At 42.4% G+C, this 15,203-nt stretch carries 15 protein-coding genes and 2 tRNA genes; 13 read left to right on the top strand and 4 right to left on the bottom strand.

Annotated features, from left to right (window positions below):
* The first annotated feature begins 36 nt into the window (after positions 1–36).
* The 5 genes from porT (at position 37) to K9M52_RS14390 (ending at position 2,442) form a co-directional block, all read left to right on the top strand.
* Positions 37–783: a type IX secretion/gliding motility protein PorT/SprT gene (gene porT / locus K9M52_RS14410; RefSeq protein ID WP_224069135.1), complete on the top strand. Its 747-nt coding sequence runs from the start codon at positions 37–39 to the stop codon at positions 781–783.
* Positions 784–855: 72 nt separating this feature from the next.
* The gene (locus K9M52_RS14405; protein ID WP_224069134.1) at positions 856–1,872 is read left to right on the top strand and encodes a glycosyltransferase family 2 protein; all 1,017 of its coding nucleotides are present in this window, start codon (positions 856–858) and stop codon (positions 1,870–1,872) included.
* Positions 1,873–1,929: 57 nt separating this feature from the next.
* Positions 1,930–2,154, top strand: coding sequence for a hypothetical protein (locus tag K9M52_RS14400; RefSeq protein WP_224069133.1), 225 nt, complete (start codon positions 1,930–1,932; stop codon positions 2,152–2,154).
* 93 nt (positions 2,155–2,247) lie between these two features.
* Positions 2,248–2,320: transfer RNA gene (locus tag K9M52_RS14395), tRNA-Gly, on the top strand.
* A 36-nt stretch (positions 2,321–2,356) separates the two neighbouring features.
* Positions 2,357–2,442, top strand: a tRNA-Leu gene (locus tag K9M52_RS14390).
* Positions 2,443–2,523: 81 nt separating this feature from the next.
* Here K9M52_RS14390 and K9M52_RS14385 read toward each other — a convergent pair.
* A complete protein-coding gene (locus K9M52_RS14385; RefSeq protein WP_224069132.1) occupies positions 2,524–3,654 on the bottom strand; it encodes an FAD-dependent oxidoreductase in 1,131 nt (376 codons plus the stop codon).
* Positions 3,655–3,753: 99 nt separating this feature from the next.
* On the opposite strand from K9M52_RS14385, the gene K9M52_RS14380 reads away from it, so the two are divergent.
* From K9M52_RS14380 to K9M52_RS14365, 4 genes are all read left to right on the top strand, one after another.
* Complete coding sequence (locus K9M52_RS14380; protein WP_224069131.1) at positions 3,754–4,707, top strand: helix-turn-helix transcriptional regulator; 954 nt, start codon at positions 3,754–3,756, stop codon at positions 4,705–4,707.
* Between the two features lie 64 nt (positions 4,708–4,771).
* Positions 4,772–5,314, top strand: coding sequence for an RNA polymerase sigma factor (locus K9M52_RS14375; protein WP_224069130.1), 543 nt, complete (start codon positions 4,772–4,774; stop codon positions 5,312–5,314).
* Positions 5,298–6,128, top strand: a complete 831-nt coding sequence (locus tag K9M52_RS14370; RefSeq protein ID WP_224069129.1) for a hypothetical protein — start codon at positions 5,298–5,300, stop codon at positions 6,126–6,128. The genes K9M52_RS14375 and K9M52_RS14370 overlap by 17 nt, the downstream gene beginning before the upstream one ends.
* A 30-nt stretch (positions 6,129–6,158) precedes the next feature.
* Complete coding sequence (locus K9M52_RS14365; RefSeq protein WP_224069128.1) at positions 6,159–7,298, top strand: hypothetical protein; 1,140 nt, start codon at positions 6,159–6,161, stop codon at positions 7,296–7,298.
* Between the two features lie 39 nt (positions 7,299–7,337).
* Here the strand turns inward: K9M52_RS14365 and K9M52_RS14360 are convergent, their stop codons facing one another.
* The 3 genes from K9M52_RS14360 to K9M52_RS14350 all read right to left on the bottom strand — a co-directional run bounded on the left by K9M52_RS14360 (position 7,338) and on the right by K9M52_RS14350 (position 10,240).
* A complete protein-coding gene (locus K9M52_RS14360) occupies positions 7,338–7,739 on the bottom strand; it encodes a hypothetical protein (protein WP_224069127.1) in 402 nt (133 codons plus the stop codon).
* A 171-nt stretch (positions 7,740–7,910) separates the two neighbouring features.
* Entirely contained in the window at positions 7,911–8,765 is an 855-nt protein-coding gene (locus K9M52_RS14355) for a hypothetical protein (RefSeq protein ID WP_224069126.1), read from the bottom strand.
* Positions 8,766–8,917: 152 nt separating this feature from the next.
* Positions 8,918–10,240, bottom strand: coding sequence for an aspartate kinase (locus K9M52_RS14350; protein WP_224069125.1), 1,323 nt, complete (start codon positions 10,238–10,240; stop codon positions 8,918–8,920).
* 277 nt (positions 10,241–10,517) lie between these two features.
* Here K9M52_RS14350 and K9M52_RS14345 point away from each other — a divergent pair, with 277 nt between their 5' ends.
* The 4 genes from K9M52_RS14345 (at position 10,518) to ribD (ending at position 15,197) form a co-directional block, all read left to right on the top strand.
* Positions 10,518–12,017 (top strand): S10 family peptidase, encoded by a 1,500-nt coding sequence (locus tag K9M52_RS14345; RefSeq protein ID WP_224069124.1) that lies wholly within the window; start codon positions 10,518–10,520, stop codon positions 12,015–12,017.
* Between the two features lie 52 nt (positions 12,018–12,069).
* On the top strand, positions 12,070–12,807 hold the full coding sequence (recO, locus tag K9M52_RS14340) for a DNA repair protein RecO (protein ID WP_224069123.1): 738 nt from the start codon (positions 12,070–12,072) through the stop codon (positions 12,805–12,807).
* Between the two features lie 66 nt (positions 12,808–12,873).
* Positions 12,874–13,809, top strand: coding sequence for a DUF3078 domain-containing protein (locus K9M52_RS14335; protein ID WP_224069122.1), 936 nt, complete (start codon positions 12,874–12,876; stop codon positions 13,807–13,809).
* A gap of 305 nt (positions 13,810–14,114) precedes the next feature.
* The gene (gene ribD / locus K9M52_RS14330; RefSeq protein WP_224069121.1) at positions 14,115–15,197 is read left to right on the top strand and encodes a bifunctional diaminohydroxyphosphoribosylaminopyrimidine deaminase/5-amino-6-(5-phosphoribosylamino)uracil reductase RibD; all 1,083 of its coding nucleotides are present in this window, start codon (positions 14,115–14,117) and stop codon (positions 15,195–15,197) included.
* The last annotated feature ends 6 nt before the right edge of the window (positions 15,198–15,203 follow it).

Genomic DNA, 15,203 nt, shown 5'->3' with positions numbered 1-15,203 from the left:
ATATTTGCCCTAATTTTTATTAATTTCGTCATTATCATGATTTTAAGACCCAAATATCTCGGAAGTATTATTGCCGGGCTACTGATCACAGGACTGACTACAGCTCAGCCACGTTTGAACCGTGAAAATCATGATCAGCTGCCGTTTTATTTTGGGATCAGCATCGGCTACAATAATAGTAACTTACAGACAACAAGGGCTGCTGCTTTTGAACAGCAATCCATTTTTTCGAGAATAGAGCCACACAGCAGCAGTGGATTGGCATTGGGATTTATGGTGACTAAAAGAATTTCCAACAGACTGGAAATCAGAACTATACCCAAGCTAATCTTGGGAGGATCCAAGTATCTGTCCTATTATTATACAGATGAATATCTAGAGGCCCATCCGGAAAAGAAGCCGATTGAAAACATTAAGCTCCCGGCTAATATTTTCAGTGTTCCTTTACAACTTAAATTGAACTCTGACAGGATCCGTAATTTTAGGGTATTTATGTTTGGCGGCGTGAAATACGATATAAACCTGTCCGCCAACGCCAGTGAATACAAGGAAGCCATGCAATTGGACCAGAATCCGCCCCCCCTGTTCAGAAAGAGTGATTGGGGGTATGAAGGAGGTATCGGTTTTAATTTTTACCTACCCTTTACTGTAATTTCTCCACAGATAAAAATCTCTAATACACTGGGCAATAGCCATGTACGGGATACGGAAAATCCATATTCTAATGTAATGAACCGCTTTCGCACACAAATGCTCGTATTTTCCGTCACTTTTGAACAATAAAACGCCTTCTGCGGCGTAAATCCCGAGTTTTAATGCAAAAATGATAGCTTCGTAGCCGAAAGAATTCATAAAATGAAGTATCCCCAAGTAGCAATCGTCATTCTCAATTTTAATGGCAGAAAATTTCTGGAGCAATTCTTACCCTCAGTATTGGCGTCTACTTATCCAAATTATAAGGTAGTGGTCGCCGATAACGGTTCAACGGATGATTCAATTGCCTTTATAGAAGCTAATTATCCGGCTGTTGAATTAGAAAAGCTGGGGCAGAATTACGGTTTTGCAGAAGGATACAACCAAGCACTTCTAAAGCGAAACGAAGCGTATTTTGTGCTGCTTAATTCTGATGTAGAAGTGTCTGCTAATTGGATCAATCCTGTTATAGAACTGATGGAAGCCGATAAACAGCTCGCTGTTTGCCAGCCGAAGGTTCTATCTTTTAACCAGAAAGATCAGTTTGAGTATGCTGGCGCCGCCGGGGGGTGGATGGATGCATTAGGCTATCCTTTTGCGAGAGGGCGTTTATTTGATACACTTGAAAAAGATCGTAATCAATACAATACAAGTACAAAAATATTCTGGGCCTCTGGCTGTTCATTATTTGTAAAAGGAGCCATCTATAAAAAGTTGGGAGGACTTTATGGAGCATTCTTTGCACATCAGGAAGAAATTGATTTTTGCTGGCGCGTTCAAAATGCCGGCCATAAAATAGCCTGTTGCACAGAGTCAGTTGTATATCATGTTGGAGGAGGGACGCTGCCAAAAGGGCATCGTAAAACCTTTTTGAACTTTAGAAACAGTCTGATGATGCTTTCCCGGAATCTACCGCTAAAGGAAAAGTGGTGGAAAATACCCGCCAGGCTGCTATTAGATGGTATATTCGCTATAAAATGCTTGATCGGTGGAGATTTCACATCGTTTCAGGCCATCTGGAATGCACATATGGCTTATTATAAATGGTGTATAATAAAAAACGGAGCAAACAACACTGAAAGGAAGGCCACTAAGGCATTATCAGGGGTTTATAACGGATCCATCGTTATCCAGTATTTTCTTAAAGGCAAAAAAAAGTTTGAAGATTTTATAAAATAATATTGTGAATTTTCCCTTCTATACTTACATTTGCACAGTAATTTTAAATAGAACATTATGAGTCACGAGAATCATGAATATCAGCAGGAATTGGAGAAAATGAAGAATATGGACTATAGCTATAATAAAGTCTCTTCTTCCAGATTCTTATTTTATGTTCAGGTGATTGGTTTTGTCCTTTTATTGTTTACCGTATTCTATGAACTTTGGGCAAACCGTTATCAGGGAAAACCAGATATTGAAATCCAAAGCAGCACCTTATATACACCGGAGTATAAATAATTTTGAAAAAAAATTTGGAGGTGTGAAATAAGTTATTATCTTTGCAATCCAATTAGAAAACACGGTAATTAGTTCTTTAACAAGCAGTTATAAGCGGAAGTAGCTCATTTGGTAGAGCACGACCTTGCCAAGGTCGGGGTGGCCGGTTCGAGCCCGGTCTTCCGCTCTTTAATCCCGCAGTTCGCGGGATTTTTTTTCGATTGCCCTGGTGGTGGAATTGGTAGACACGCAGGACTTAAAATCCTGTGATCAGCAATGGTCGTGCGGGTTCAAGTCCCGCCCGGGGCACCTAATTATAAGGCCTCCTTTTTCCGGGAGGCTTTTTTATGCCATTTCACTCTAGTATTTCAAATCCATACATATCCAACATCATTCCATTAACGTCTGAAATTGAAAACCGGCGTCATGCATCTTCATTTCGTTTTCACTGGATTGCTTACTGGCAGCAGAAGCATACACAAACATCTGCTGTTCATAATCAAAGATCGCATCATTTATAGACGCAAAATTTCGCTCTGTTAAATTCTCAGACAGTATCATTGCATCCAATAAACCTATATTCACGCCCATACCGGCGAATGGTGGCATTAGGTGAGCCGCGTCACCGATACATGTTATCGGCAACGGCCTGTTGCTTTTCCAGGTGTTATGCAATGGCAATTTCCGGGTAGGCAACACAACAAATTTCTCAGTGACCTTAAATAACCCCTTATACAAATCTGACCAACCGTCAAGCTGCTCTGAAAAATATTCGATAACGGCTAACCTATTATTAAAATCCAGAGGGTGATGGCCGCTCCATTCCGCAGGCTTTTTAAATACCAGCCCATAAGTCATCGTTCCATTATTTAAAGGATTTATGACCAGCAAATATCCACCATACGCCACCATTAGCCTGTGTTCATCACACAGCCGGTATAATTCAGGGCAATTAATTTCTGGATTTGACACATCTCCCTGAACAATAAAAGATCCCGTTTCCTCTACCGAGGTCTCTGTTACAAAATGTCTCATTTTAGACAGACCTCCGTCCGCCAAAATAACTACATCCACTGCCGCTTGCGTATGATCGAGAAACCCAAGAATCCACTTTCTATCAGATGTTTCAAGCGTTGTCAATCTCTTGTTCCAATGGATTGTGCCAGGGAGCAAGCTTTGTAGCAACATCGTTCGTAAAGCATTTCTGTTAATCTCCGGATTATCGTACTGACTTTCAGCCGTAGGCGTTTTTGTCACCAAAATAGTACCCCTCTGATCCGCGAATTTTATGCCCATCGCCGTAGATAACGCAAAATACTGATCCAGCAGCCCTGCTTTCTTCAAAGCCCGCTGACCTGTCTTTTTATGGAGATCAAGGGTTCCTCCCCAAATTCTGGCCGCTGCATTTACATCTCTTTCATAAACTATAGCTGTGGCACCACCCTGCTGTAACAATTTGGCCATTGTCAACCCAACCGGTCCCGCGCCAATGATCGCAACTTTTGTATTTCTTAGTAGCATCGTTTTTTGTTATTGATCTCATTAATTATGCAAAATTATAATATCATTTTATGATAAATTAGCTATATTTGGTTCAATAATAGTCGAAAAAGACATTAAATGCCGCAAAATTATGATCCACATACTCCGGAAGCTCTTCGAGATTTTGCAAAAACATTAGGTGTTCCTATCTCACATAACCGGATAAATATACCCCAAGAATACGGAAAGGGATATTGTACCGGCTTCACATTCAATGAGCAAATCCGGATGCTTATTATGGACTATGAACTTAACCGGGAGATTGTGCTGGCCAACCCAGACACCGACATCCGGGGCAAAATGATTCTATTCAAGTTTCAGCATGTATTACCGGAAAGCAAAAGAGCGAATACACAATTGCCGTCTGTCATGATTGCGACCAGAAAGGTGCAGGCCGATATCATCATACCTGTTCATACCCAGACCGCAACCATCAATATCGAAGTCAATGCGGCATATCTTGCCAGCCTGTTGGTATCCAAAAATCAATCTGTCATTTTAAGCCAGCTTCTGGAAAATAATCAACCACTGCTGTTTGAACAGACTGTTTACCCGTCCATGTTACAGATCGTGGATGAGATCATAAAAGAACCCGTCAAAGAGCCTTTCCGGCTGTTTTTTCTCCGTGTAAAAGCCGAAGAGCTCATATGTCGTTTGTTGATAGAGTTAGAAAGCAGGCCATCAGGCAGGCAGTTGCACCCTTTAAACCGGACAGACATCCAAGTTATATACAATATCAGGGAAAATATATTAGCGCACCTTGCAACCCCTCCTACTTTAGCCACATTAGCCAGTTCAGCCAATATGAGCATCTCCAAACTCAAGACCCTCTTCAAACAAGTCTTTGGCAAAAGCATATATAGTTACTATCAGCAATTCAGGATACAAGAAGCCGCCCGGCTGCTCGCCGAAAGGCAGCTATCGGTCTCAGAAGTAGGTTATCATCTGGGATTTAGCAACCTTAGCCATTTTTCCCGGGTTTTCAACCAGCATATTGGTATGAAACCAAAAAGATTCTCCATGCAAAAATAAATAAGTTTCTATCCAGGCAACCCTTTTGTTACTGACTGCATTTAATCTATAGAAATTCACCAAATTGGAAGAAACGAAACTCATTCAAGGATGTAAAAGGAATCAGGCATGGGCACAGAAGGCCCTATTTGACCAGCACGCTCCTTCTATGATGACGGTTTGCCGAAGATATATAGGCAATGGACAGGACGCCGAAGAGGTCATGCTGTCAGGATTTCTAAAGTTCTTTCAAAAGATTGAGCGATTTGACTATCGGGGCACAGGCAGTATCAGTGCATATCTGAGGCGCGTTATGGTCAACGAATGCCTGATGCATTTAAGAGGTACGCGTTATATAACGACAGAAGAAATAGAGGATTATTCCATCAGTCATGATGAAAATGCATTGGACCAATTATCCGCATCAGAGATTCTGCAGCTTATTACCGTCCTTCCTACCGGATACAGAATCGTCTTTAATCTTTATGTCATCGAAGGAATGACTCATCAAGAGATTGCAGAAACGCTAAACATAAAAGAAGGAACATCGAAGTCTCAATTAAGTAAGGCAAGAGCCTTATTGCAACAAATGATCATTAAAATGGAAAGTCATGGACTCCAATCATAAAGAACAGTGCCGCCAGCAAGACCACACTTTGAAAAACAAGATGCTGGCACTGCAAGAACAGGATTATGACACCCGGAAGGGATGGCACGCGTTAGCCGGTCAGCTAGCTGCATATCACAAGCCAGTCAGAAAACAACCGAAAGGGAAAATATTCTTTATCTGGAAAATGACGGTTGCGGCTATGCTTTTGCTGCTAATCGGCTTTTTCACAGGACGCCTGAGTTCTGAGCATGATTTCCCCCCGCAGCAAACGACAGCAGTCAGGCCATCACCCAATGATCAACCGGCTGCCCAGACAAACAGCACTGCACCGAAAGCAACAGCATCCGGCGCTGAAGCGGCTGTTACGGATAAAATAGCTGTGACAGCAGATAAGCAGCGCACTGAGAAAAAGGCAATTGCTCCACAGCATAAGAGAGCAGCTGGTAATCAAAAGTATTATGCCAAGAAGCATGCAGCACAACAAAAGACATATCAAAATCACCCAACCGGGACAGAGAGATCAATTGTCCGCCATGACACGCTCTCAAGCGGTAAAGATGCGCGGTACGCTTTAAATGGTGTCAATATTATCCCTGATGAAACCGCCAGGCCTTCTGTTAAAGCAGACGTTCATTCCATCCGGACATCGCCCCACATCAGTTCCGATAAATCATTACCTGTCGTGAGTTTATCAGAAATCAATACAGTGCCTTCACTGCCGCCCACACAACCTGAGCTCTACAGAAATGGCCTACTCAAGGAAAGTGTTTACAAAAAGTTGGGCAATAACAGCGGCACCTCTTCCAATACCCCATTTCGAATCCGATTTTAAAGTTAAAATATTGATCTAAATCTTCTTAAGATGAAAATAAAAACTATACTCAGTACACTTTTATTGTTAAGTGTAACCGGCACTCTCTGTGCTCAATATCTGGATGAACCTATTAGTCTTGTGGGAACGCCGCCACAATATCGCAGACAATCTCTACCTAAACAGCAAGGTTATACGCTGGATCTGGGAAAAGGGAACAAACTATTTATCCAGCGATCAAACAGCTATCCTGGATCGAAGTCAGGGCTGACGTTATTACAGCCCACCAAAACGCTTTTTGATGCGGTAGAAAAGGCCTATAATCAGTTTAAAGATTCCCTGCAGGATCCGCTGACTGTAAAAAAGCTACAATACATTTCATACAACGGCCGTGTGACAACCTTAATCAACCAGAAGCCTGCCACCGGCGAAACCACTTATTATATCGAAAATGGGGAAATGGCCATTATAAAGCCCCTCCTTGATTCGATAACAATTGCTAAAGTCGACTCCTCCAACGGCCATTACCGGGCTGCTGTCATGATACTTACTATGCGTTCCTTAAGTGAATTCAGCAAAATTGCAAACGCAACTATTGTCGACAGATTTATCGACAGTATAGAGCATGCAATACCCCAAGACATCGCCAGGCGGCCTTCCTACAGATCTTTTATATATGGTCAATATCACATGAATAAAGACAACCACTTTGCCGGCAAGGTAACAATAAAAAAGAATGTAGAATATGTGCTTTCATTAGGACTGTCCGCCGACATCCAGAATATTAAAAACTATTTTGTTCCATCTGCGGCGGTCGGAATAAACTGGAACCATTATGCACTCCAGTCAAAAAACAGCTACCATAACTATGGGCTTTACTGGGCGCCTTACTTCTTTTTTGGAAAAGATCTAAAAGGCAAAACCACGACCTATCGCAATGATTTTTTGTTTGCCACCTATAACGCCTACCATAGCGACCAGGAAGACCACATCGGCCTGGGTGTATATCTACCACTGTCTATCGGCTATCTGATTCATAGAAAAGGGGCGTTTCTGGAAAAGCATACTTTTGGCATTAACGCTTTTGGAGTCAAATACGGGAACGCAACGCTTAAGCCCTACATTTATTTTCATGATTTTTTCAAAGGCGTCAGCCCAAGCATTCAGCTGAGTATCGGCATTGGCAAATAACGATACAAAACTAACTGCTTCTCTACTGCCATGGGATCGTCAATAAGACAACAATTCTTTCAGACTTTCAAACCACAGTTTTGTTCTGATCATAATCCCAAAATAGCCAAAAACGATCAGATAGATTTTCATACCGTTATCTAAAGTAAGTCTAAGCGGTGACCAGAATGTACCGGAATTCTTAGACAATCTCGGCGGATAAAGGTCATCATAACCGAGGTACACGGTTTGGATCCGGGTAAAAGGCACCTCATCTTTAATGACCCCATAACTATTCGTTAAACTCAGTCCTTTTTCGGTAAGTAGAACGTTACCCTTATGCAGCAAATAAGGAAACATGCCGGTGGTCCACATCAAAAAATCATTTTTTTGATTTCTGGACGTCAGCTCATAATCATAACACCAGCGAACCGGCCGTACACTACCTTTTTTTATCTGCATCCGCAAAGAATTTGTATACCGGCAGTCTGTTTCCTTAAGCAGCCTGCTTCAACAAATTTAGGCCTTTTCAAGAGAACTCAGGCAACTCCAGTTAGCATAAAGACAAATCGTCTTCAACACTAAAGTAAATGATTACTTCATATTGAAGACGATTAATCCATTGAAATATTGTTACTTCTTCAGCGGGATACTGGCCCCGATACTAAGGATCATTTCGTAAGTAGCAATAAACTGTTTGGCACGCCCCTGATAGAGCCGGAGATTATAATACTGGGCACCCAATATCTTATTGGTAAACTCCAGATAGCCGTAGCGGAAGAAAGTTGCTCTTATACCGGCTTCAAATCCCATATCAAAGCCACCGAATTGAAAACCTTTTTTATTATAATGACCATCGATCCGGTTTTGCACGTGTGGAATGACAATACCTACTCCTCCTTTAACTAATAAAGAGGCATCAAACCAATCTTTATTGAAGCTGGTCAGATGTTTTCTATGAACCAGATTAATCAGTAAAAAGTTGGCGCCATTATTCAGTTGATATTTCATAAAGCCGGACTGGTTATTGATAAATGTGTCCACCGGCTGTCCCTGCATCATCCCTTTGGCATGGAGTAACTGATTTTCAGCCACCACAAACTTAGTATGATCGAAGTTTGCTTCAATTGCCCAGTTATCTTTAAAGAAATAACCCAAGCGATAATTATACTGTGGTATGGTCAGCGCTCTGTTAAACAGGCCCTCATTCCAGCCGGGATGATCAGAAGCCAACGTGTTATGAAGGGTATAGTCATTTCCCAGTTTTGGTTGATAAATATGAATATTGCTGGGTAGATACCACTCTTTATTATATCCCCAGGATAGATATAATTCTCCTTTTTTTCCGACAGAATTGCCTTCGTTAGAAAGATGGACTTTGTGTTTGTGTTTTTGTTTATTTTCTTTGTATTGCTGTGCCTGAATGGAGTTTTGAATGCCCAGGCATATTGCGCCAAAAACAATGGCTTTTAGTAATATGGAACGCATGGGTAATGCTTGATTTTCGGATAATAAATGACCGGGCCGCTGTGCGGCCCGACAACCATAACGGGCGCGAAGTTAGGATATTCATCTAAAAAAAGCGCCATCTTTTATAAACTAAGATGGCGATTTTGAAGACCTTATAGAGACAGAGTTTATCAGGATAATCCAAAAACACCTTTATTAATGGCCTGCAACATCTCATTTTTGCTGCCAGCAGGCACTAAAAAAGAAATATTGTGACGGCTGCCACCGTAACTGATCATGCGGACCGGAATATGGCTGATGGTTTCAAATATATTCAGCAATACTTCCTTCTCTTCCACGATACTGTTGCCCACAATGGAAACAATGGCCTGATGCTTATCCACGCTTACCGCACCAAAGGGTTCCAGCTCCTTAATGATAGATTTCAAATGCAGGTCACTATCGATAGTCAAAGAAACTGCCACTTCAGAGGTCGTAATCATGTCAATCGGGGTCCTGTATTTTTCAAACACCTCAAATACCTTCCTTAAGAAACCATAGGCCAGAAGCATGCGGCTGCTTTTGATCTTAATGGCAATAATACCATCTTTGGCCGCCACTGCCTTTGCTCCTTTGCCTTCCTCATTATCCTGAATGGTCGTTCCTTTAGCCTTTGGTGCCATCGTATTGAGCAGCTTGACCGGCACATGTGCATGTTGGGCAGGCCAGATACAAGTCGGATGCAGAATTTTAGCACCAAAATATGCCAGCTCCGCCGCCTCTTCAAAGCTCAATACTTCAATAGGCCGGGTCTTGCTGACAATACGCGGGTCATTGTTGTGCATCCCATCAATGTCTGTCCAGATCTCACAGACATCCGCCTTGATAGCAGAAGCAATCAGAGAAGCTGTATAATCGCTGCCGCCTCTTTTCAGGTTATCCACCTCTCCTCTGACATTCTTGCAGATATAACCCTGCGTGACAAATAAATCTACTTTAGGGTGCTTTTTCAGAATATGTGTCAGGTCGGCCTTAATTGCTTTTAAGTCCGGCTCTTCGTTAGCATCAATACGCATAAACTCCAGTGCCGGCAACCATAAATGATCCACCCCCAGCTCTTCCAGATAAATAGAAAATAGCTTAGTGCTCATTAGTTCCCCCTGAGCCAGGATATCCTTATTCAGAGCATCGCTAAATGAAATCTTTAATATGATGTTCAGAAACTCAAAATGTTCTGCAATAGATGCTTTCGCCTTTTCCCGCAGCACACTGTTTTTTAAGAGCCCCTTAATAAAAGTATTGTAATGCTTGTCAAGACCGTCAATAATTTTCTTGGCAGCCGCTTTATCTCCAGTAGAAAGCGCCTCACTGATACCAACCAATGCATTGGTGGTGCCGCTTAGGGCACTCAATACAACAATTTTAGGTTCTTTTTGCTCTGTCACGGTAGCAGCTACCTGGTGCATACGTTCAGGTTGTCCAACACTGGTGCCCCCGAATTTCATTACTTTCATTTGTAATTCGTTTACTTCTTTTAATGGCCAAACGGAAACCTGACTTCAAATCCCGGTTATCCTTAGAACCTCTTTTATTTTTTGGACCGTAAAGATAGCGTCCATTTTGATTCAAACACTATAAAACAGCGGCTTTTTAGATAACGGACAGTCGTTTGTTCTGATGATCTGTCAAAATAGCTCCTCAGTCGTCAGGTGCTTAATTTGGGTGGTATTTAAATTTAGATGTAATTTGTTGTGTCATTCAATTCACTCAATATTATTAACCAGTTTCAAAATGCGTAAGCTTTCTACTTTATTAACCAGCCTCCTGTTATTCACGGCCGTTGCCGTGGCCCAAATGAATATCCCTAAAGATACGGCTATTCTGACCCATCATCAGGCAACAATAGGAGGTCAGCACTTCACCTACAGCGTTTACAAGGGCACTCAGCCAGTCTGGAATAAAGAGGGTAAAATCGTGGCTACCCTAGGTTATACCTATTATGAAAGAGAAGGCATAAAAGACAAGAGTAACCGGCCCATCAGTATATCATTTAATGGTGGGCCCGGGTCAGCTTCTCTTTGGATGGAACTCGGATATACCGGTCCTGTCCGGGTGAACCTGGATAACGCGGGAAGAGCCGTCCAACCCTATGGGCTTAAAGAAAATCCATACAGCATTCTGGACGTTACTGATATTGTCTACGTCGATCCCGTGAATACAGGCTACTCCAGAATAGTGGATAAAGACGCTAAAGGAAGTGAATTTTTTGGGGTTAACCAGGATATCAATTACCTGGCTGACTGGATCACGACTTTTCTGACCCGTAATAACCGGTGGCTGTCTCCTAAATTTCTGATCGGCGAAAGCTACGGAACAACCAGGGTTTCAGGACTCTCAAAAGCTTTGCAAGAGCCTTCCAGAGGCGTCTTTTTGAATGGCGTAATCCTCGTATCCCCGACAGAACTTGGCATCAATCGTCAAGGTGCTGTCAGCGAAGCGCTGAATATCCCCTATTATGCAGCCACGGCCTGGTATTTTAAAAAGTTACCCGCGGAACTGCAACAACAAAAGCTCACAGCCATCTTACCGGAAATTGAATCATTTACACTCGACAAACTGCTACCGGCGATCGCCAAAGGCAGTTCCATCGACCCTCAGGACAAACAAAACATAGAAGCCCAGCTGGAGCGCTATACTGGTATAGCTAAACAGGTATGGGATCAAAATAATCTGACTGTCCGAACCAGTCTTTTCTGGAAAGAACTTCTAAGAGATAAAGGATATACCATTGGCAGATTAGATTCCAGATATTTAGGTATCGATGAGAAGAACGGCGGTGATCGTCCGGATTTTAATGCAGAAATTCCGGCCTGGGCTCGCTCATTCGCACCGGCGGCCAACGATTATATGCGCAATGACCTTAATTTTAAAACAGATGTACCTTACTGGATACTATCCGATCATGTTTATCCCTGGGATTCAGACAATAACCACACAGGAGATCAGTTAAGAGAAGCCATGGAAGAAAACCCTTCTTTGCATTTATTGGTTCAAAATGGTTATTACGACGGCTCGATCTGCAATTTCTTCAATACAAAATACACAATCTGGCAGATAACTACCTCTCCAAGTCTGAAAGCCCGTACCACATGGAAAGGTTATCCGTGTGGACATATGATTTATATGGATAAGGAAAGTATGATCAAAGGTAACGAGGATATCAGACAGTTTATCCAGGCTTCTATTCCACCGAAAGGCCAGTCTTCTGATTATAAAATAAGCGGCATGTAGATATGGTAAGTTTAGGTATGAATTTCGCCAAAAAGCCTAATTTTGCTTCGTTATGACCCACAAAAGCAAAGCCATCGTCCTTAAAACAGTAAAATATGGTGAATCCAGCCTTATTGTAACGATGTTTACGGAGCTTTTCGGACTACAGAGCTATATGATAAAAGGTATTCGCACCAGTGGAAAAACGGCCGCCGGAAAAATCAGCTTTTTTCAGCCGGCAGCTATGCTGGAAATGGAAGTTTACCAAAATCCGGTCAAGACTTTACAATATATTAAAGAGTATCAATGGTCGCACATTTACAAAACAGTCTATTTTGACATCCTCAAAAACGCTGTAGTCACGTATATTGTAGAAATGGTGCTCCATACGATTAAAGAACAGGAGGAAGGGCAGCAACTCTATGAATTGATTGAAGAGGCGCTGATCTATATAGATCAGCATGGGCACCATGACATTTTAAATATACCGCTTCTTTTTAGCCTGCAACTTGCAAAAATACTGGGCTTCCGGTTTCACGGAAGGTATAGCGATCAAACCCCTGTATTGGATTTGCAGGAAGGCAGATATGTAGACCATGCGCCTCAGCATGGCTTTACACTGGAAGGAGAAATGGCGCTTATCAATAGCCGGCTTATGCAAATAATGACCATAAATGAAGCTAAAGATATACAAATCAACAATATAAATCGCCGATCTCTTTTGAAATATTACCAACAGTTCTTTTCTTTGCATCTGGAAAACTATCGGGAAGCTAAAAGCTACCAGATATTAAAGACCGTGTTACAATAATAATTGGTTCCAGTAATACGCTATTGCGTCAATATTCGTCACTATAGAAAAACAAAATCCATACACATGAAAAAACTACTTTTCGGGGCATTTTTACTTGTCGCAGCCTTCGCTAATGCACAGGATAACGGCAGAACGGATATTAAGTCCGATCTGAATAACAAAATCGATAAAACAGGCAGAACCTATGACTCCACGAAAAACTGGAACAAAGGTGGTTCCGTGTCTGTCAATGTCGCTCAGACTTCATTAGGTAATTGGTCCGGCGGCGGTACAGACGCCCTTTCTGCCAATGCATTTGTCAATTTATATGCAGATTACCAGAAAGGAAAAGACAGCTGGGCGAACAACCTAAATGTCCAATATGGTTATCTGAAAACTTCCGGATTGGACGGTCGTAAAAGCGCTGACCTGATCGATCTGGTTTCTTTATACGGGCACTCTATCAGTCCTAAATTGGATGTATCTGCCCTTTTTCGCCTGAGAACGCAAGGCTTTAAAGGATATACATATGGTGAGGATGCAGATGGCAATGAAACGAAGGAAATGAATTCCGCTTTTTTTGCGCCAGCCTATATCACACTTGCACCTGGTATTACCTACAAACCTTTCAAGAATTTTAATTTATTCCTGTCTCCTGTAGCAGCCAGAGCACTGGTCGTTGCCAATCAGACCTTGTCTGATCAAGGTGCCTATGGTGTGGACACGGGGAAACAAGTGAAATTTCAGTTTGGTTTCTTGCTCAATGCAGGCTACACCGCAAATATCACAAAAACAATTTCCTATACAGGCAACCTGGAACTATACAGCAATTATCTGCAGGACCCGCAGAACATTTATATGTTCATGACCAATACCTTTGCAGCTAAGCTGACCAAAGCTATTGCCGTTACCTGGAACTTTAACCTGGCCTATGATGATCTTTACCGGCCGGTAGAAGGCAAAGGTCCTAAATTTCAGACACAGTCTATTCTTGGTGTAGGATTACTCTATAAATTGTAACCACGCGCCTGGAAAATATTGATCGAAAAAGGGCAGTTAGAACAATACTAAAAGTTACAAACTAAAAGTGGATTAATTAAACATATGAATAATTATTATATACAAAAGGATTGGATCAGTAGGCTGCCGTCAGCCAGCTCATAGTCGTATTGCCTGGCTATGGCAGTAAGTCTCCGATTTTTACCCGGAAGTATCTCCTGATTATCGCTCCCCCTGATATATGGCTGAGCCTTTTTTTCAGGTAGGCTCCCTGAAAACTAATTGGCCACGTAAGATTGTCGCCCAATATATTCTACATTTGCAATATGCAGGAGAGTATTAATGTGGAACACAGTACTTACATGTCAAGGTGCCTGGAACTGGCCAAAAAGGGAGCTGGGTATGTTGCACCGAATCCCATGGTAGGTGCCATACTGGTGCACCAGGGCCGCATCCTGGGAGAGGGCTGGCATAAACGCTATGGGGAAGCCCATGCAGAAGTGAATTGCCTGGCTTCTGTTAAAGAAGCGGACAATCATCTGATCTCAGCTTCCACCCTATATGTTTCACTGGAACCCTGTGCACACCACGGCAAAACACCACCCTGTGCAGATCTGATTGTCCGCCACCGGATCCCAAGAGTCGTCATTGGCTGCAAGGATAGCTTTGCCAAAGTTGCGGGTAAAGGGATTGAAAAATTAAAACAGGCAGGCATTGACGTGATTCTGGAAGGTCCCTGGCAAAAAGAATGCCTCGCAGTGAATCGACGTTTTTTCACTTTCCATGCCAGGAGAAGACCTTATATCATCCTTAAATGGGCCGAAACCGCTGACGGATACATAGCACCGGTTCATCAGAGAGGGCTGGAGGAGCGTCTCAAGATCAGCGGCCCTCTTACAGACAGGCTGGTACATAAATGGCGCGCTGAAAATGCAGCTATTCTGATAGGCAAACATACCGCACTTAAAGATGACCCGGCACTTAATAACAGACATTATCATGGTCCGAGTCCGATTAGAATGGTAGTCGATGGGCATTTAGAAATTCCCGGCACCGCAAAACTGATGCAGCCCCCACAGCACACGGTTATTTTTAACCGGTTAAAGACCAGTCACGAGCAAGGCGCCCACTTGCGCTTTGAAAGGCTTAATAATGAATTACCATGGCCAATACAAATAGCTGACTACTGTTACCGGGAAAATATTCAAAGCATTTTGGTGGAAGGCGGCGCTTCGCTACTTCAATCTTTCATAGACATGCAGCTCTGGGATGAATGCAGCATCGTCACCAATACTTCACTCAGAATAGAACAGGGACTTGCTGCGCCTGTCCTTAATAAGAGTATATTCTTGCAATCAATCAGGCTTGGTCAGGATAAAATATGCTATTTTGCAGCTCAAAACGATTAGGACCAG

Source organism: Arachidicoccus terrestris, assembly GCF_020042345.1.
In the GTDB taxonomy this organism is placed as follows: domain Bacteria; phylum Bacteroidota; class Bacteroidia; order Chitinophagales; family Chitinophagaceae; genus Arachidicoccus; species Arachidicoccus terrestris.
The sequence above is the reverse complement of the archived record's forward strand: the minus strand, read 5'-3'. Positions and strand labels throughout refer to the sequence as shown.